This is a genomic window from Comamonadaceae bacterium OTU4NAUVB1, from assembly GCA_024372625.1.
Classification (GTDB): domain Bacteria; phylum Pseudomonadota; class Gammaproteobacteria; order Burkholderiales; family Burkholderiaceae_C; genus Variovorax.
In genome coordinates, this window is sequence record CP099605.1 from 1,398,533 (window position 1) to 1,416,751 (window position 18,219).

Here is an 18,219-nt window from a genome sequence, read left to right on the forward strand (position 1 = left end):
CGGCCCGCCCCCGCCGAGCGCGCACCGCGGTGCGCCGCACGGAGGCCTTCCGATGAGTCCGTCGCGCCCCTTCATCGAGCGGCCGGTCGCGACGGCGCTGCTGATGCTGGCCATCGTGCTGGCCGGGCTGGTGGGTTTCCGCTTCCTGCCGCTGTCGGCCCTGCCGCAGGTCGACTACCCCACGATCCAGGTCCAGACGCTCTACCCGGGCGCCAGCCCCGAGGTGATGAGCCGCACCGTCACGGCGCCGCTGGAGCGCCAGTTCGGCCAGATGCCGGGGCTCAACCGCATGAGTTCGACCAGCGCCTCGGGCGTGTCGATCGTCACGCTGCAGTTCGGCCTGGGCGAGAAGCTCGACGTCTCCGAGCAGGAGGTGCAGGCCGCCATCAACGCCGCCAACGCGCTGCTGCCGGCCGACCTGCCCGCGCCGCCGGTCTACGCCAAGGTCAACCCGGCCGACGCGCCGGTGCTCACGCTGGCCATCAGCTCCACCACGATGCCGCTGACCGAGGTGCAGAACCTGGTCAACACGCGCCTCGCGCAGAAGATCAGCCAGGTCGCCGGGGTGGGGCTGGTCACGCTCTCGGGCGGGCAGCGCCCGGCGGTGCGCATCCAGGCCGACACGCGCGCGCTGGCGGCCTACGGCATCGGGCTGGACACGCTGCGCACGGCGATCTCGGCGGCCAACGCCAACAGCGCCAAGGGCAGCTTCGACGGCCCGCAACGCTCCTACACCATCAACGCCAACGACCAGCTCGTCACGGCCGCCGACTACCGCAACCTGATCGTGGCCTGGCGCAACACCGCGCCGGTGCGCATGAGCGACGTGGCCCAGGTGGTCGACAGCGCCGAGAACACGCGCCTGGGGGCCTGGGCGGGTGTGAGCGACGCGTCGAGCGAGGGACGCGCCCCGCCGGCGCCGGGTCGCCCCATGCCGACGGCTACCCCCTCGGGGGCCAGCGAGGACACGTCGGTGCCGAGCGTGGGGGCCCTTTATCCGGCGGTCATCCTGAACGTGCAGCGCCAGCCTGGCGCCAACGTCATCGCCACCGTCGACGCCATCCGGCGCCAGCTGCCGGCGCTCCAGGCGGGCCTGCCGGGATCGCTCGACGTCACGGTGCTGTCGGACCGCACCACCGGCATCCGCGCCTCGGTCGAGCACGTGGAGATCGAGCTGCTGCTGGCCGTGGCGATGGTGGTGCTGGTGATCTTCTTCTTCCTGCACAGCGCGCGCGCCACGCTCATCGCCAGCCTGGCGGTGCCGATCTCGCTCGTCGGCAGCTGCGGCGTGATGTACCTCATGGGCTACAGCCTCAACAACCTCAGCCTGATGGCGCTGACGATCGCCACCGGCTTCGTGGTGGACGACGCCATCGTGATGATCGAGAACATCGCGCGCTACCTGGAGGAGGGCGAGGCGCCGTTCGCCGCCGCGCTCAAGGGCGCGGCGCAGATCGGCTTCACCATCATCTCGCTGACCGTCTCGCTCATCGCCGTGCTGATCCCGCTGCTGTTCATGGGCGACGTCGTGGGGCGGCTGTTCCGCGAGTTCGCCGTCACGCTGGCCATCACCATCCTGATCTCCGCCGTGGTGTCCCTCACGCTGGTGCCGATGATGTCGGCGCGCATGCTCAAGAGCCCGCGCCGGGCCGTCCCGAGCGGGCTCGCTCCCCTCGGGGGAACGCCGCCGCAGGACGGCGAAGGGGCATGGGTCGTCGAGCCGCACAACGCGACGCGGGGTTTCGGCGGCCATGTGCAGGCCTTCTTCGACCGCGTGATCGCGCGCTACGACGTCTGGCTGCAGTGGGTGTTCCGCCGTCAGGGGCTGACGCTGGTCGTGGCGCTCGCGACGATGGCGCTGACGGTGCTGCTCTACGTGGCGATCCCCAAGGGCCTGTTCCCGACGCAGGACACCGGCCAGCTCCAGGGCCGCATCGAGGCGGCGCAGGACGTGTCGTACCAGCGCATGGCCGACCTGCAGCAGGCCGCGGCGCGCGCCATCCTGGCCGACCCGGAGGTCGCCAGCCTGAGCTCGGTCACCGGCGTGGACGCGGCCAACAACACCATGCTCAACACCGGGCGCGTGCTGATCAACCTGAAGGCCGATCGCGGCGCGCAGGAGGCGACCATGCAGCGCCTGCGCGAGCGCGTGGCGCAGGTCGCGGGCGTGCGGCTCTACCTGCAGCCGACGCAGGACCTGACCATCGACGCCGAGACCGGGCCCACCGAGTTCCGCTTCTCGATCGAGGGCGTCGACTCGGCCACCGTCACCGAATGGGTCAACCGGCTGCGGGCGCGACTGCAGGACGTGCCCCAGGTGCGCAACGTCACCAGCGACGCCGGCGCGCAGGGCCTGTCGGCGTTCGTGGACATCGACCGCGCGACCGCCTCGCGCCTGGCGGTGACGGCCAGCGCCGTGGACGACGTGCTCTACAGCGCCTTCGGCCAGCGCATCGTCTCGACCATCTTCACCGAGACCAACCAGTACCGCGTGATCCTGGAGGCGAAGAACGATTCGATCGAGACGCCGCAGCAGCTGGGCACGCTCAACCTGCGCACCGGCTCGGGCGCGCCCACGCCGCTGTCGGCCATCGCCACCATCCGCGAGCAGCTCGCGCCGCTGCAGATCACGCACGTGGCCCAGTACCCGGCCGCGACGGTGGGCTTCGACACCGCCCCGGGCGTGTCGCTCGGCCGCGCGGTCGACGCCATCCGGCAGGCGGCCACGGAGGTCGGCCTGCCGGTGGGCGTGTCGATGACCTTCCTGGGCGCGGCGGGGGCCTACGAGAACTCGCTGTCCAACCAGCTGTGGCTGATCCTGGCGGCGGTGGTGTGCGTCTACATCGTGCTGGGCGTGCTCTACGAGAGCTACGTCCATCCGCTGACGATCCTCTCGACGCTGCCCTCCGCGGGCGTGGGCGCGCTGCTGGCGCTGATGGTGACGGGCAACGACCTCGGGGTGATCGGGATCATCGGCATCATCCTGCTGATCGGCATCGTGAAGAAGAACGCGATCATGATGATCGACTTCGCCATCGAGGCCGAGCGCCGCCAGGGCATGACGCCGCTGCAGGCGATCCACCAGGCCGCGCTGCTGCGCTTCCGCCCGATCCTGATGACGACGCTGGCCGCGCTGTTCGCCGCCGTGCCCCTGATGCTGGGCTTCGGCGAGGGCGCCGAGCTGCGCCGGCCGCTGGGCCTGGCGATCTTCGGCGGGCTGATCGTGAGCCAGGTGCTCACGCTGTTCACGACGCCGGTGATCTACCTGGCGTTCGACCGGCTGGGGCGGCGCTTCGGCCGGCGGCGGGAGGTGGCGGCGTGAACCTCTCGCGCCCCTTCGTCGAGCGGCCGATCGCCACGATCCTGCTGACCGTCGGCATCGCGCTGGCGGGCATCGCGGCGTTCTTCGCGCTGCCGGTGTCGCCGCTGCCCAAGGTCGATTTCCCGGTGATCTCGGTCAGCGCCAGCCTGGCCGGCGCCAGCCCGGAGACCATGGCCAGCAGCGTCGCGACGCCGCTGGAGCGGCGGCTGGGCACCATCGCGGGCGTCAACGAGATGACGTCCACCAGCTCGACCGGTTCGGCGCGCGTCACGCTGCAGTTCGACCTCGACCGCGACATCAACGGCGCCGCGCGCGAGGTGCAGGCGGCCATCAACGCCGCGCGCGTCGACCTGCCCGCCACGCTGCGCAGCAACCCGACCTACCGCAAGATCAACCCGGCCTCGTCGCCCGTCGTCATCCTGGCGCTCACCTCCAAGACCAAGACGCCGGGCCAGATCTACGACGCCGTCTCCAACATCGTCAGCCAGCGGCTGTCGCAGGTGCAGGGCGTGGGCGACGTCGAGATCGGCGGTGGTTCGCTGCCGGCGGTGCGGGTCGAACTGCTGCCCTTCGCGCTCAACCGGTACGGCATCAGCACCGAGGACGTGCGCGCCGCCATCCAGGCCACCAACGCCAACCGGCCCAAGGGCGCGATCGAGGGCGAGGGCCGGCGCCTGCAGATCTACACGCCCCAGCCGGCGCGCCGCGCGGCCGAGTACCGCTCGATGATCGTCGCCTGGCGCAACGACGCGGCGGTGCGGCTGCAGGACGTCGCCAACGTGGTCGACGGCGTGGAGAACCGCCGCACGCTGGGCCTGTTCAACGGCGAGCCGGCCATCATCGTGCTGGTCACGCGCCAGCCCAGCGCCAACATCATCGAGACCGTCGACCGCGTGCGCGACCTCATTCCCGAGCTGCGTGCCCAGCTGCCCCAGGACATCGAGGTCCAGGTCGCCTCCGACAGCACCAACTCCATCCGCTCGTCGCTCCACGAGATCGAGCTGACGCTGATGGTGTCCATCGTGCTGGTGGTGCTGGTCGTCGGGCTGTTCCTGCGCAAGGCGCGCGCGACGGTGGTGCCGGCGGTGGCCACGGTGGTGTCGCTGCTGGGCACCTTCGGCGTGATGTACCTGCTGGACTTCAGCCTCAACAACCTCAGCCTGATGGCGTTGACGGTGGCCACTGGCTTCGTCGTCGACGACGCCATCGTGGTGCTGGAGAACACCATGCGCCACGTGGAGGCCGGCATGGACCGCGTCGAGGCGGCGCTGCGCGGCGCGCGCGAGGTCGGCTTCACGGTCCTGTCGATCAGCCTGTCGCTGGTGGCGGTGTTCATCCCGCTGCTGTTCATGGACGGGCAGGTCGGGCGGCTGTTCCGCGAGTTCGCCGTCACGCTGTCGGCGGCGGTGCTGATCTCGCTGGTCATCTCGCTGACCACCACGCCGATGATGTGCGCGCTGCTGCTGCGCCCCGAGCCGCGCAGCGAGGGGGGCGAGGGCGGCGGCGCGGCGGGCGCGGGTGTTGCGGGACGGCGTCCCTCGTGGCCCGCGCGCTGGGCCGAGCGCGGCTACGACGCGCTGCTGCGCACCTACGGCCGCAGCCTGGACTGGGCGCTGGCGAGCAAGGCGCTGGTGATGTTCATCCTGCTGGCGGTCATCGGCCTGAACGTCTACCTGTTCGCGAAGGTGCCCAAGGGCTTCTTCCCGCAGCAGGACAACGGCCAGCTGAACGGCGGCCTGCGCGCCGACCAGAGCATCTCCTCGGCGGCGCTCGGCGAGAAGCTCAAGCAGGCGGTGGACATCATCCGCGCCGACCCGGCGGTGGACACGGTGGTGGGTTTTTCCGGCGGCAGCCGCGCGGGTGGCGGCTTCATGTTCGTCAACCTCAAGCCGCTGGCCGAGCGCAAGGTGGCGAGCGACGTCGTCATCAACCGGCTGCGCCCGCAGCTCAACCGCCTGACCGGCCTGCGCGTCTTCCTCGGGCAGGTGCAGGACCTGCGCGGGGGCAGCCGGCAGACCAACTCCACCTACGACTACACCCTCAAGGGCGACAACATCGCCGACCTGCGCACCTGGAGCGGCAAGCTCATCGAGCGCCTGAAACAGGAGAGCGCGCTGACCGACGTCGACGGCGACCAGGCCGACAACGGCGTGGAGACCTTCGTCACGGTCGACCGGGAGAGCGCCTCGCGCCTGGGCGTCACGGCCGCCGCCGTCGACGCCGCGCTCTACAACGCCTTCGGCCAGCGCTCCGTGGCCACCATCTACGACGAACTCAACCAGTACGCCGTGATCATGGAATGGGCACCGCGCTTCATGCAGGGTCCGCCCGCCCTGCAGGACCTGTACGTGCCCGCGTCCACCGCCGCGGCCGCCGGCACCACGGTCGTCACCACCTCCGCCAACCCCGGCCAGCGCGGTGCCTCCGTCGGCACGCCGCTGAGCACCACGCCCACCACCATGGTGCCGCTGGGCACCATCGCCAAGCTCTCCGAACGCGCCATCCCGACGTCGATCTCGCACGAGGGCGGCGAGCTCTCCAGCACGGTCTCGTTCAGCCTCGCGCCGGGCGTGGCGCTGGGCGACGCGCAGCGCATCGTCGCCGAGGCCAGCGCCGACATCGCCATGCCGACCAACGTGCGCGGCAGCTTCGGCGGGTCGGCCGGCGTGTTCTCCCAGTCGCAGGGCCAGCAGTGGCTGCTGATCGTGGCGGCGCTGGTGGTGATCTACATCGTGCTGGGCGTGCTCTACGAGAGCCTCATCCACCCGATCACGGTGCTCACCACGCTGCCCTCGGCCGGCGTCGGGGCGGTGCTGGCGCTGCTGCTGTTCCGCATGGACTTCTCCCTGATCGCCCTGATCGGGGTGTTCCTGCTGATCGGCATCGTCAAGAAGAACGCGATCCTGATCATCGACTTCGCGCTCGACGCCGAGCGCGCGCGCGGCCTCACCGCGACCGAGGCCGTGCGCGAGGCCTGCATGCTGCGCTTCCGCCCGATCCTGATGACCACGCTGGCCGCCGCCCTGGGCGCGCTGCCGCTGGCCATCGGCTTCGGCCAGGGCTCGGAGCTGCGCCAGCCGCTGGGCGTGGCCATCGTCGGCGGGCTCGTCGCCAGCCAGCTGCTGACCCTGCTGACCACGCCCGTCGTCTACGTGCTGATGGACAAGCTGCGCCGCCGCTCGGGCGACGAGCGCCGGCTGGCGCGCGCGACCGACGCGGCGCCGCCGCACGGCCTTTCCCCGACCTCTCCATGAACGCCATGCCGCCCCGTCCCCCCGCCACCATCGCCCGCGCGCGTCCGTTGCCGCGCCGGCTGCCGCGCGCCGCGCTGGCGCTGGGCCTCGCCGCCGCGCTCGCCGGCTGCGCGACCGGTCCGGCCTACCGGCCGCCACGCGTCGACGCGCCCACCGCCTGGAAGGAGGCGCCGGCCGCCGACGGCTGGCTGCCCGCCACGCCGGCCGACACCCTGGAGCGCGGCCCGTGGTGGGCGCGCTTCGGCGACCCCGGCCTCGACGCGCTGGCCGAGCGCGTGCGCATCGACAACCCCGGCATCGCCGTGGCGGTCGCCAACTACGCCCAGGCCCAGGCGCTGGTGCGCGAGCAGCAGGCCACGCTGTTCCCGGCCGTGTCGCTCTCGGGCGCCAGTTCGCGCGCGGGCACCCGGGGCGAGTCGAACGCGCGCGGCACCGCCAGCGCCACCCTGGGCGCTTCGTGGGCGCCCGACGTCTGGGGCCGGCTGCGCCTGGCCGTGGGCAGCGCGCAGGCGCAGGCGCAGGCCAGCGCGGCCGACCTGGCGGCGGCCCGGCTCTCCGCGCTGGGAACGCTGGCCTCGAGCTACTTCCAGCTGCGCGAGGCCGACGCCGAACTCGCCCTGCTGGCCGCGACGCTGGAAGGCTACGAGCGTTCGCTGGCCATCGCGCGCAACCGTTACGAGGCCGGCATCGTCGCGCAGAGCGACGTCCTGCAGGCGCAGACCCTGCTGGTCAACACGCGCGCCGACCGTGTCGCGCTGCAGCGCTCGCGCGACACGCTGGAGCACGCCATCGCGGTGCTGGTGGGCGCGGCGCCGGCGGCGTTCCGCCTGCCGGCGGCCGCCACCTGGACGCCGACGGTGCCGGCGGTGCCGCTGGGCGTGCCCTCGACCCTGCTGCAGCGTCGCCCCGACATCGCCGCCGCCGAACGCGACATGGCCTCGGCCAACGCGCAGATCGGCATCCAGCGCAGCGCGTACTTTCCGAACATCGGCCTGAGCGCGTCGCTCGGACGCTCGTCGACGCGCGTGGGCGACCTGCTCGGCGCGGCCGGCACGCTGTGGTCCCTGGGCCTGTCGGCCACGCAGGTGATCTTCGACGCCGGGGCCATCGCCGCGCGGGTGGACGCGGCCCGGGCGTCGTACGACGCGGTGACGGCCAACTACCGGCGCACCGTGCTCGCGGCGTTCCAGGGCGTCGAGGACCAGCTCACCGCCACCGCCAGCCTCGCGCAGCAGGAGGTCCTGCGCCGCGAGGCCTCGGCCGCCGCCGACCGCACCGAGCAGCAGATCCTCAACCGCTACCGCGCCGGCCAGGTGAGCTACACGGAAGTGGTGACGGCGCAGGCCTCGGCGCTGAACGCGCGACGCACCGTGCTGCAGGTGCAGGTGGCGCGGCAGGTGGCGGCGGTCGGACTGATCCAGAACCTGGGCGGCGGCTGGGACGGGGCGGGCGTCGTCATGCCGCCGTCACCCTGAACCACGAAGCTGAACGGGGCCCGAACGGGCACCTTGCAATAATCGGTGCCATTTCAAGGAGCGTGCGTGGATATCGTTTTGCTGGTCAAGGCCGCCATCATGGGCATCGTCGAGGGCCTGACCGAGTTTCTTCCCATCTCGTCGACCGGCCACCTGATCCTGGCCGGGGCCCTGCTGGGCTTCGACGACGAACGGGCCAAGGTGTTCGACATCGCCATCCAGACCGGCGCGATCTTCGCGGTGATCCTGGTGTACTGGCACAAGATCAGCGACACCGTGGTGGCGCTGCCGCGCCAGGCCAAGGCCCGGCGCTTCGCCTTCAACGTGTTCCTGGGCTTCCTGCCGGCGGTGGTGCTGGGCCTGGCGATCGGCTCGCTGGTCAAGGCGCACCTGTTCACGCCGGTCGTGGTGGCGACCACCTTCATCCTGGGCGGCTTCATCATCCTGTGGGCCGAGCGGCGCGCGCCGGGTTCGGTGCGGGTCGAGAACGTGGACGACATGACGGCCATGGACGCGCTCAAGGTCGGCTTCGTACAGTGCCTGGCGATGGTGCCGGGCACCAGCCGCAGCGGCGCGACCATCATCGGCGGCATGCTGCTGGGCCTGTCGCGCAAGGCGGCGACGGACTTCTCGTTCTTCGTCGGCATCCCCACGCTGGTGGGCGCGGGGGCCTACAGCCTCTACAAGGCGCGCGCGCTGCTGTCGTGGGCCGACCTGCCGATGTTCATGGTCGGGCTGGTGTTCTCGTTCATCAGCGCCTGGCTGTGCGTGCGCTGGCTGCTGCGCTACATCAGCTCGCACGATTTCGTGCCCTTCGCGTACTACCGCATCGCCTTCGGCATCGTGGTACTGGCGACGTCCTGGAGCGGGCTGGTGACCTGGGCCGAATAGGCCCTGGAAACGGAACCGGCCGCTCGCGGCGGCCGGTCGGGTCCGGGTGGGGAGCCGATCAGGTCAGATCAGCTTTTCCTCGGGCGTCGCGATCTTGCGCAGGGCGCTGTGGCGCGCGGCCGGCATCTTCAGCGGGTGCGCGGTGACGGCGTCGTCCCAGACCGGGTCCTCGATGCTGTCGAACACCTCGCGCAGCTTCTGGCCCCAGCTGTTGTGCATCATCTGGTAGTAGGGGTTGTTGGCGTCCAGGCAGACGATCTTGTCGGTCTGCAGCCGGCCGGCCTCGTACACCACCAGGTCGAGCGGCAGGCCCACCGAGAGGTTGGACTTCATGGTCGAGTCCATCGACACCAGGGCGCACTTGGCGGCCTCGTCGAGCGGGGTGTCGGGCGTGAGCACGCGGTCGAGCACCGGCTTGCCGTACTTCGACTCGCCGACCTGGAAATAGGGCGTCTCGTTGGTCGCCTCGATGAAGTTGCCGGCCGAATAGACCAGGAACAGGCGCATGCCCTCGCCGGCGACCTGGCCGCCGAAGATGAACGAGACGTTGAAGTCGAGCCCGGCGTGCTTGAGCGCGGCGGCGTCGCGGTCGTAGACGTGGCGCACCGCCGAACCCAGCACGCGGGCGGCGTCGAACATGCTCTTCGCGTTCCAGATCGTGATGGGCGGACCGGGCTCGCCGTCGGCGTCGGTCTCGCGCAGTTCCTCGATCTGCAGGATCTCGCGCACCGATTGCGAGATGCTCAGGTTGCCCGCCGACAGCAGCACCATGACGCGGTCGCCGGGCTGCTCGTAGACGATCATCTTGCGGAAGGTGCTGATGTGGTCGACGCCCGCGTTGGTGCGCGAGTCGGACAGGAACACCAGCCCGGCGTTGAGTTTGATGCCTACGCAATAAGTCATTGGATTCGTATCGTGGGACGCCGGGACCGGGCCGTTCAGCCGGGTCCGGTGTCGCGCACGTTGAGTTTTTGAAGGGTGTAAAGCGCTTCCAGCGCCTCCCGGGGGCTCAGGGCGTCGAGGTCGAGCGCGGCCAGGGCGGATTCTACGGGGCCCGGTGCCGGCGCCGCGACCGGTGCCGGGGCGGCGAACAGGTCGACCTGCGCCTGCGCGCTGGCCTGCTGCGCCTCCAGCGCCGCCAGGGCCTGGCGCGCGTGGGCGACGACGGGGGCGGGCATGCCGGCCAGGCGGGCGACCTGGATGCCGTAGCTCTTGCTGGCCGGGCCGGGCTGCATCTCGTGCAGGAAGACGATGTCGCGCCCGCCGCGGCCGGCGGTCTCGGTCGCGCTCACGTGCATGTTGATCGCGCCGTGGTGCGTGGCCGGGAATTCGGTCAGCTCGAAATAGTGCGTCGCGAACAGCGTGAACGAGCGGCTGCGGTCGTGCAGGTGCGCGGCGATGCCGGCGGCCAGCGCCAGGCCGTCGAAGGTGCTGGTGCCGCGGCCGATCTCGTCCATCAGCACCAGCGAGCGCGCGGTGGCCGCATGCAGGATCTGCGCCGCCTCGGTCATCTCCAGCATGAAGGTCGACTGGGCGTTGGCCAGGTCGTCGGCCGCGCCGATGCGGGTGTGGATGGCGTCGATCGGTCCGAGCCGGCAGCCCTGCGCCGACACGTGCGAGCCGATCGAGGCGAGCAGCACGATGATCGCGATCTGGCGCATGTAGGTCGACTTGCCGCCCATGTTCGGACCGGTGATCACCTGCATGCGCTGCTGCGGACCGAGCTGCGTGTCGTTGGCGATGAAGGCGCCGGCGGACTTCTCGGCCAGCCGCGCCTCCACCACCGGGTGGCGGCCGCGCGCGATCTCGATGCAGGGGTGCGCGACGAACGTGGGGGCGTTCCAGTGCAGCGTGTGCGAGCGCTCGGCCAGCGCGCACAGCGCGTCGAGCGAGGCGAGGGCGCCGGCCAGCCGCGTGAGCGCGTGGACGTGCGGCTGCAGGGCGTCGAGCACTTGCTCGTAGAGCCACTTCTCGCGCGCCAGCGCGCGGTCTTGCGCCGACAGCGCCTTGTCCTCGAACGCCTTGAGCTCGGGCGTGACGAAGCGCTCGGCGTTCTTGAGCGTCTGGCGGCGGCGGTAGTCGTCGGGCACCTTGCCCAGCGCGCCCTGGGAGACCTCGATGTAGAAGCCGTGCACGCGGTTGAACTGCACCCGCAGGTTGGGAATGCCGGTGCGCTCCCGCTCGGCGACCTCCAGGCGCAGCAGGAAGGCGTCGCAGTTCTCCCCGATGGCGCGCAGTTCGTCGAGTTCGGCGTCGAAGCCCGTGGCGATCACGCCGCCGTCGCGCACCAGCGCGGCCGGCTCGGCCTGGATGGCGCGCGCCAGCAGGCCGGCGCAGTCCGGAGGGGTGGCCAGGTCGCCGGCGATGCGCGCGAGCAGGGCGGCGCCGTCGGGCAGCGCCGGAGCGAGGCCGGCGGCCTTGTCCAGCGCCAGCCGCAGGGCGACGAGTTCGCGCGGGCGCACCTGGCGCAGCGCGATGCGCGCGGCGATGCGCTCGACGTCGCTGGTGTGCCGCAGCGACTCGCGCAGCGTACGCCAGGGCGCGGCGGTGGTGCCGGACGGCGCGGCGTGCAGCACGCCGATGGCGTCGAGCCGCGCCTGCGCGTCGGCCCGGTCGCGGCGCGGCGCCAGCAGCCAGCGCCGCAGCAGGCGGCTGCCCATGCCGGTCATGCAGGTGTCCAGCAGCGAGAGCAGGGTGGGCGACGACTCGCCGCGCAGGGTCTGCACGAGTTCGAGATTGCGCCGGGTGGCCGGCGGCAGCTCGATCAGGTCGCCGTCGCGCTCGACCGCGAGCCGCCTCACGTGGGTCAGCGCGCGGCCCTGGGTGTGCTCGGCGTAGCCCAGCAGCGCCGACGCGGCGGCGTGCGCGTGGGTCAGGGCCTCGGCGTTCCAGGCTGCGAGGCTGGCGCTGCCGAGCTGCTCGCGCAGCTTGCGCTCGCCGAGCGCGCCGTCGAACTGCCACGCCGGGCGCACCGACAGCGTGAAGGGCGTCGTCGCGCGCGCGGCCACCAGGCGTGCCTCGAAGGCGGGCGTGACCTCGGCGCCGTGGATCACCTCGCTCGGCGCGATGCGGGCGATCCAGGCTTCCAGCGCGTCGGCGGCGCATTCGGCCAGCCGCAGTTCGTCGCCCGTGACGCTCAGCCACGCCAGCCCGCAGGTGCCGCGCGCGCCGGCGTGCACGGCCAGCAGCAGCGATTCGACGCGGTCGTCGAGCAGTTCGGCATCGGTCAGCGTGCCCGGCGTGACCACCCGCATCACCTTGCGTTCCACCGGTCCCTTGCCCAGCCCGACCTCGCCGACCTGCTCGCAGATGGCGACCGACTCGCCCAGCTTGATCAGCCGCGCCAGGTAGGTGTCGACCGCGTGGAACGGCACGCCGCACATCGGGATGGGCTGGCCGGCGGACTGGCCGCGCTGGGTCAGGGTGATGTCGAGCAGCCGCGCCGCCTTCTGCGCGTCGGCGTGGAACAGCTCGTAGAAGTCGCCCATCCGGTAGAACAGGAGGGTGTCGGGATGGTCGGCCTTCAGTCGGAGGTACTGGGCCATCATCGGGGTGTGGTTGCCGTCCCCGTGCGGGGCGACGGGTCGGTCTTTGGCGTCTTGATTCATGCGGGCTTCGATTCGAAAGGCGTCCGGGCGCGGAGCGGGGCGCGCGTGGGCGGCCGTGGAGCGCCGGCCGGCGAGGTGGCGCCCGATTCTCTTCCAGGCGCCTCAGCGCGGCAGCAGGGCGAGCGCGAACGGCAGGCTCAGGACGCCCAGCAGCGTCGACAGCGTGACCAGTCCGGCGACGAACGGCCCGTTGTAGCCCATGCGCGCGGCCAGCACGTAGGCGCTCGAGGCGGTCGGCACCGCCGCGAACGCCATCAGCACGCCCGCCTGCACCGCGTCCAGGCGCAGCAGGCGCGCGAAGGCCAGGCCGGCCAGCGGCAGCAGCAGGTGCCGGATCGTCAGCACCGAGGCCGCCAGCACCTTGGCGCGCGCGAGCGACGCGAACTGCATGCCCGCGCCGGCGGCCATCAGTCCCAGCGCCAGCGACGCGGCGCCGATGCGCGAGAGCGTCGGCTCCAGCCACGGCGGCACCGCCAGGCCCAGCAGGTTCACCACCAGCCCGCTGGCCGTGGCGACGATCAGCGGGTTGCGCACCAGCTGGCGCGCGAAGCCCGTGTTGGCGTGGCGCGCCATCGGCCAGACCGCCGCCACGTTCATCAGCGGCACGCACACGCCGATCAGCACCGCCAGCATCAGCAGGCCCGGCGCGCCGCCGATCCGTTCGGCCAGCGCCAGGCAGATGAAGGAGTTGAAGCGGAAGGCGACCTGCGCGCCCGCGGCATGGTCGCGCCGGTCGATGTGGCGGCCGATCCACGGCAGCGCGGGCAGCGCGTAGGCCAGCGCGATCCCCGTCATCCCGACGCCCACGCCGGCGATCAGCAGGCCGGACGTGGCGGCGAAATCGATCGGACTGCGCACGATCGAGTGGAACAGCAGCACCGGAAACAGGAAGTAATAGACCAGGTTCTCGACCTGGTCCCAAACGCGGCGGTCGAGCGCGGTGTGCCGGCACAGGAGCCAGCCGCACAGGATGAGCGAGAAGTCGGGAAAGAGCAGCCGGGCGTAGTTCACGGCGGCGAGGATAAACCGCACCCGCCGGCGGGTAATCCGCAGGAGCGCGGGCCCGGACACGACGCTAGCATGCGCGGCTGTTCCCGGCGGCGACCTGCGATCCAGGCCGCCGCCGTCTTCCACCCGACCCCTCCCGAAGGAATCGCCGATGTCGCACCGTCACCTGAAATTCATCGCCGGCACGTTCGCGCTGGCCGCACTGGCCGGCCCCGCGCTGGCCCAGGGCTATCCGAACAAGCCGATCGAACTGCAGGTGCCGTTCGCCCCCGGCGGCACCACCGACATCGTCGCGCGCATCATTTCCGAGCCGCTGGGCAAGTCGCTCGGACAGAGCGTGATCGTGGTCAACAAGCCCGGCGGCGGCGGCATCGTCGGCGCGGCCGAGACCGCGCGCGCGACACCCGACGGCTACAAGCTGGGCATCGCCACGGTGTCGAGCACGGCGGCCAACCCGGCCATCAATCCCAAGGTGCCCTACGACCCGATCACCGACTTCACGCCGATCATCAACATCGCCGCGACGCCCAACATCATCGCGGTCAACCCGAGCTTCCCGGCCAAGAACTACGCCGAGTTCGTGGCCGAGCTGAAGAAGAACCCGGGCAAGTACTCCTATGCGACCTCGGGCACGGGCGGCATCGGCCACATGCTGATGGAGCTCTACAAGAGCCTGACGACCACCTTCGTCACGCACATCCCCTACCGCGGCGCCGGCCCGGCGCTCAACGACACGGTGGCCGGCCAGGTGCCGATCATCTTCGACAACCTGCCCTCGGCGCTGCCTTTCATCAAGGCCGGCCGCCTGGTGCCGATCGTGGTGAGCGCGCCGCAGCGCGTCGCCGCGCTGCCCAACGTGCCGACCTTCAAGGAAGTCGGCCTGGAGCCGGTCAACCGCATGGCCTACTACGGCATCCTGGGGCCGAAGGACCTGCCGCGCGAGATCGTCGACAAGATCGGCGACGCCACGCGCAAGGCCCTGGCCGACCCGGCCGTGCGTGCGCGCATCGAGGCGACCGATTCCGTGGTCGTGGCCAACACGCCCGAGCAGTTCGCCGCCCAGATCAAGGCCGAGTACGCGGTCTACAAGCAGGTCGTGGCCAAGCAGAAGCTCAAGCTCGACTGACCGTCCGGCGCCCCGCGACCCCGGGCCGTCCCCGCCGAGAAGCCGCCCCGCCGAGGGCGGCTTCGCTCGTTTGGTATCTTGCTCGTCGTGCCCCACACCTCATCCGCCACCCCTGCCGTTCCCCGCGCTCCCGACACGCCCGAGATCGACGAGTTCATCGACGCGCTCTGGCTGGAGGACGGGCTGTCCAAGAACACCCTGGCGGCCTACCGGCGCGACCTCGCGGTGTTCACGCAATGGCTGGCGGCCGAGCGCGGCACCACGCTCGCGGCCGCCGGCGAGGGCGACCTGCAGGCCTACATGGGCGCGCGTCTGCTCGACAAGGAGAAGAACGGCAAGCCCGGCAAGGCCACCTCCGCCAACCGGCGCCTGACGGTGTTCAAGCGCTACTACCGATGGGCCCTGCGCGAGCGCCGCATCGCAACCGATCCGACGCTGCGCCTGCTGCCGGCCAAGCAGGCCGCGCGCTCGGTCAAGACGATGACCGAGAAGCAGGTCGTCGATCTGCTGGAGGCTCCCGACACCGGCACCACGCTGGGGCTGCGCGACCGCGCGATGCTGGAGCTGATGTACGCGAGCGGCCTGCGCGTGAGCGAACTGGTCGCCCTGCGCGTCTTTGAGCTGAGCCTGAACGACGGCGTGCTGCGCGTCACCGGCAAGGGCGACAAGGAGCGCCTGGTGCCGTTCGGCGGCGAGGCGCGGCGCTGGATCGAGCGCTACATGGCCGAGTCCCGCCCGGCGATCCTCGGCGCGCGCCAGACCTCCGATTTGTTCGTCACCTCGCGCGGCGCCGGCATGACGCGCGTGATGTTCTGGATGATCGTCAAGAAGTACGCGACCGTGGCCGGCATCCACTCGCACCTGTCGCCGCACACGCTGCGCCACGCCTTCGCGACCCACCTCCTCAACCACGGCGTCGACCTGCGCGCCGTGCAGCTGCTGCTGGGACACGCGGACATCTCGACCACCACGATCTACACGCACGTGGCGCGCGAGCGGCTCAAGCAGATCCACGGGCAGCACCATCCCAGGGGTTAGCACGCGGGAGACCGGGTGCCGGCATCCCGATAATCGCGGCTCCGAACCAACCGTCCGAGCCATGAAACCAAGCAGATTCTGGAGCGCGCTGGCGCTGGTCGCGGCGACCGGCCTGGCCGCCGCGCAGGGCTATCCTTCGAAGCCCATCCGCATGATCGTGGGCTTTCCGCCGGGGGGCGGCATCGACTTCGCGGCGCGCACCGTCCAGGTGCCGATGCAGGAGGCGCTCAAGGGCACGATCGTCATCGACTACCGGCCCGGCGCGAGCGGGATGATCGCGGCGACCGAACTCGCGCGCCAGCCGGCCGACGGCTACACGCTGCTGCTGGCCAACACCGGGCCCTTCGCCATCGCGCCCTACCTGCAGTCCAAGCCGCCCTACGATCCGATCAGGCAGTTCACCTACGTCGGCCAGATCAGCCAGGGCAGCTACATCGCCGTGACGCGGCCCGACCATCCCGCCCGGGATCTCAAGGAGTTCGTCGCCTGGGCCCGGAACCAGCCCGGCAAGGTCAACTTCGCCTCCGGGGGCAACGGGACCTCGACGCACCTCAACGGCGAGCTGATGAACCAGGTGACGGGGCTCGACATGACGCACGTGCCCTACAAGGGCAGCGCGCCGGCCGTGCAGGACCTGATCGGCGGCCAGACGCAGATCCTGATCGACGCGGGCAGCGTGCTGCTGCCGCAGCTCAAGGGCGGCAAGCTCAAGGCGCTGGCCGTGACCGGGCCGAAGCGCGATCCCGAACTGCCCGGCGTCCCGACCGTGGCGGAACTCGGTCTGGCGGGCATGGAATCCGTCGGCTTCCAGGGCATCGTCGGCCCGGCGGGCATGCCCCGGGACGTGGTCGATCGCATCGCGGGCGAACTGGCGAAGGCGCTGGCGCAGCCCGACATCAAGGCGCGTTTCGCCGCGGCGGGCGCGGAGGTGCATCCCTCGGGTCCGGCCGAGTTCGCCGCCTTCGTGAAGGCCGACAGCGAGAAATGGTCCCGGTTGATCCGGGAGCGGAAACTGCAGCTGGACTGAGGTCGGTGCCCGGACGTGTCGGCCTTGCCGGTCCCGGCGGCGGCTTCAGCGCGAGGGCGACGGATCTTCCAGCGCCAGCTCGCGCAATTCCTCGGCGGTGAAGCCCGCGCGTGCCCGCGCCTCGAGGTTGAAGGGCGCCCGCAACCTGGGCGCCTCGTGCCGGCGGTAGAGCACCCGGTAGTGCGCGACCGGGTCGATGCCGTCGCGCTCGCACAGCCAGCGATACCAGCGGTTGCCGATGGCCACGTGGCCGACCTCGTCGCGCAGGATGACGTCCAGGATGGCGACGGCGGCCAGCGCGTCCGGTGCGTTCGCGCGCCGCAGCTTGGCCTGGATCAGCGGCGTGGCGTCGAGCCCGCGCGCCTCCAGCGTGCGCGGCACCAGCGCCATGCGGGCGGTCGCGTCGTCCCGGGTCTTCTCGCACATCGCCCACAGGCCGTCGTGGCCGGGGAAGTCGCCGTAGTCGTGGCCCAGGGTGCGCAGGTGGTCGCGCAGCAGCGTGAAGTGCAGCGCTTCCTCGTCGGCCACGCGCAGCCAGTCGCGGTAGTAGGCCTCGGGCAGGCCGTCGTAGCGCCACGCCGCGTCCAGGGCCAGGTTGACGGCGTTGAATTCGATGTGGCAGATGGCGTGGACCAGGACGGCGCGGCCGGCGGCGGTGAAGGGCGAGCGCTGCGCGACGGCGGTGGCCGGCACGCGCAGCGGGCGCTCGGGGCGGCCGGGCACGCCGAGGTCGTCGCCCGGCACGCGCACCGGCGTCGCGAGGGTGGAAGCGGCGTCCGGACCGGCGCGGCCGACGGGATCGCCCAGGACCCGCGCGGCCAGTTCGCGCGTGGCGGCCATCTTGGCGTCGGGATCGGTCAGGCGCAGGGCGGCGAGGGCGCCGAGACGGGGGTGCATCCCTACAATTCTAGTTTTGACGATCGGAGACAACGATGGCTCTCTATGAACTCGACGGCGTCGCCCCGCGGCTCGCCGATGGCGCCTGGGTCGCCGACAGCGCGCAGGTGATCGGCCGTGTCGTGCTCGGCGAGAACGCCAGCGTCTGGTTCGGCGCCGTGCTGCGCGGCGACAACGAGGCCCTGACCATCGGCCGCGACACCAACGTGCAGGACGGCTCGGTGCTGCATTCGGACATGGGCAGCCCGCTGACCCTGGGCGAGGGCGTGACGGTCGGCCACCAGGTCATGCTGCACGGCTGCACCGTGGGCGACAACTCGCTCATCGGCATCCAGGCGGTGATCTTGAACAAGGCGCGCATCGGCCGCAACTCGATCGTGGGCGCCGGCGCGGTGGTGACCGAAGGCAAGGAATTCCCCGACAACTCGCTGATCATCGGCGCGCCGGCCAAGTTGGTGCGCGTGCTCGACGAGGAGGCCGCCGTCAAGCTGCGCGAGAGCGCCCGTCACTACGTGGAGAACGCCCACCGCTACGCCCAGGGGTTGCGCAAGATCTCCGACTGAGAAAGAACGA

At 71.4% G+C, this 18,219-nt stretch carries 12 protein-coding genes; 8 read left to right on the forward strand and 4 right to left on the reverse strand.

Annotation, left to right across the window (positions count from 1 at the left end; all coding sequences use genetic code 11):
• Positions 1-52: 52 nt before the first annotated feature.
• The 4 genes from NF681_10005 (at position 53) to NF681_10020 (ending at position 8,942) form a co-directional block, all read left to right on the forward strand.
• Positions 53-3,322, forward strand: a complete 3,270-nt coding sequence (locus NF681_10005) for an efflux RND transporter permease subunit (protein ID UST55470.1) — start codon at positions 53-55, stop codon at positions 3,320-3,322.
• Positions 3,319-6,576 (forward strand): efflux RND transporter permease subunit, encoded by a 3,258-nt coding sequence (locus NF681_10010; protein UST55471.1) that lies wholly within the window; start codon positions 3,319-3,321, stop codon positions 6,574-6,576. Before NF681_10005 ends, NF681_10010 begins: the two co-directional genes overlap by 4 nt.
• Before the next feature lie 5 nt (positions 6,577-6,581).
• Complete coding sequence (locus tag NF681_10015; protein ID UST55472.1) at positions 6,582-8,051, forward strand: efflux transporter outer membrane subunit; 1,470 nt, start codon at positions 6,582-6,584, stop codon at positions 8,049-8,051.
• A gap of 66 nt (positions 8,052-8,117) precedes the next feature.
• A complete protein-coding gene (locus NF681_10020) occupies positions 8,118-8,942 on the forward strand; it encodes an undecaprenyl-diphosphate phosphatase (protein ID UST55473.1) in 825 nt (274 codons plus the stop codon).
• Between the two features lie 63 nt (positions 8,943-9,005).
• Here NF681_10020 and NF681_10025 read toward each other — a convergent pair whose 3' ends face one another.
• From NF681_10025 to NF681_10035, 3 genes are all read right to left on the reverse strand, one after another.
• Positions 9,006-9,845, reverse strand: coding sequence for a proteasome-type protease (locus NF681_10025; protein ID UST55474.1), 840 nt, complete (start codon positions 9,843-9,845; stop codon positions 9,006-9,008).
• A 35-nt stretch (positions 9,846-9,880) separates the two neighbouring features.
• Positions 9,881-12,550: a DNA mismatch repair protein MutS gene (gene mutS, locus NF681_10030; protein ID UST55475.1), complete on the reverse strand. Its 2,670-nt coding sequence runs from the start codon at positions 12,548-12,550 to the stop codon at positions 9,881-9,883.
• Positions 12,551-12,652: 102 nt separating this feature from the next.
• Positions 12,653-13,561 carry an AEC family transporter gene (locus NF681_10035; protein UST55476.1) on the reverse strand — a complete coding sequence of 303 codons (909 nt, stop codon included), beginning with the start codon at positions 13,559-13,561 and terminating at the stop codon, positions 12,653-12,655.
• A gap of 148 nt (positions 13,562-13,709) precedes the next feature.
• Here NF681_10035 and NF681_10040 point away from each other — a divergent pair, with 148 nt between their 5' ends.
• From NF681_10040 to NF681_10050, 3 genes are all read left to right on the forward strand, one after another.
• Positions 13,710-14,684, forward strand: coding sequence for a tripartite tricarboxylate transporter substrate binding protein BugE (locus NF681_10040; protein ID UST55477.1), 975 nt, complete (start codon positions 13,710-13,712; stop codon positions 14,682-14,684).
• A gap of 87 nt (positions 14,685-14,771) precedes the next feature.
• Positions 14,772-15,722 (forward strand): site-specific tyrosine recombinase XerD, encoded by a 951-nt coding sequence (xerD, locus tag NF681_10045; GenBank protein ID UST55478.1) that lies wholly within the window; start codon positions 14,772-14,774, stop codon positions 15,720-15,722.
• 61 nt (positions 15,723-15,783) lie between these two features.
• A complete protein-coding gene (locus NF681_10050) occupies positions 15,784-16,749 on the forward strand; it encodes a tripartite tricarboxylate transporter substrate binding protein (protein ID UST55479.1) in 966 nt (321 codons plus the stop codon).
• A gap of 45 nt (positions 16,750-16,794) precedes the next feature.
• Here the strand turns inward: NF681_10050 and NF681_10055 are convergent, their stop codons facing one another.
• Positions 16,795-17,646, reverse strand: a complete 852-nt coding sequence (locus tag NF681_10055; protein UST55480.1) for a ferritin-like domain-containing protein — start codon at positions 17,644-17,646, stop codon at positions 16,795-16,797.
• A 35-nt stretch (positions 17,647-17,681) separates the two neighbouring features.
• On the opposite strand from NF681_10055, the gene NF681_10060 reads away from it, so the two are divergent.
• Complete coding sequence (locus NF681_10060) at positions 17,682-18,209, forward strand: gamma carbonic anhydrase family protein (protein ID UST55481.1); 528 nt, start codon at positions 17,682-17,684, stop codon at positions 18,207-18,209.
• The last annotated feature ends 10 nt before the right edge of the window (positions 18,210-18,219 follow it).

What these genes read in the sequence shown, in the direction of transcription:
- NF681_10005 (UST55470.1), top strand. Translation starts at nt 53, where the DNA reads ATGAGTCCGTCGCGCCCCTTCATCGAGCGGCCGGTCGCGACGGCGCTG.
- NF681_10015 (UST55472.1), top strand. Translation starts at nt 6,582, where the DNA reads ATGCCGCCCCGTCCCCCCGCCACCATCGCCCGCGCGCGTCCGTTGCCG.
- NF681_10055 (UST55480.1), bottom strand. Translation starts at nt 17,646, where the DNA reads ATGCACCCCCGTCTCGGCGCCCTCGCCGCCCTGCGCCTGACCGATCCC.
- NF681_10050 (UST55479.1), top strand. Translation starts at nt 15,784, where the DNA reads ATGAAACCAAGCAGATTCTGGAGCGCGCTGGCGCTGGTCGCGGCGACC.
- mutS (UST55475.1), bottom strand. Translation starts at nt 12,550, where the DNA reads ATGAATCAAGACGCCAAAGACCGACCCGTCGCCCCGCACGGGGACGGC.
- NF681_10025 (UST55474.1), bottom strand. Translation starts at nt 9,845, where the DNA reads ATGACTTATTGCGTAGGCATCAAACTCAACGCCGGGCTGGTGTTCCTG.
- NF681_10060 (UST55481.1), top strand. Translation starts at nt 17,682, where the DNA reads ATGGCTCTCTATGAACTCGACGGCGTCGCCCCGCGGCTCGCCGATGGC.
- NF681_10040 (UST55477.1), top strand. Translation starts at nt 13,710, where the DNA reads ATGTCGCACCGTCACCTGAAATTCATCGCCGGCACGTTCGCGCTGGCC.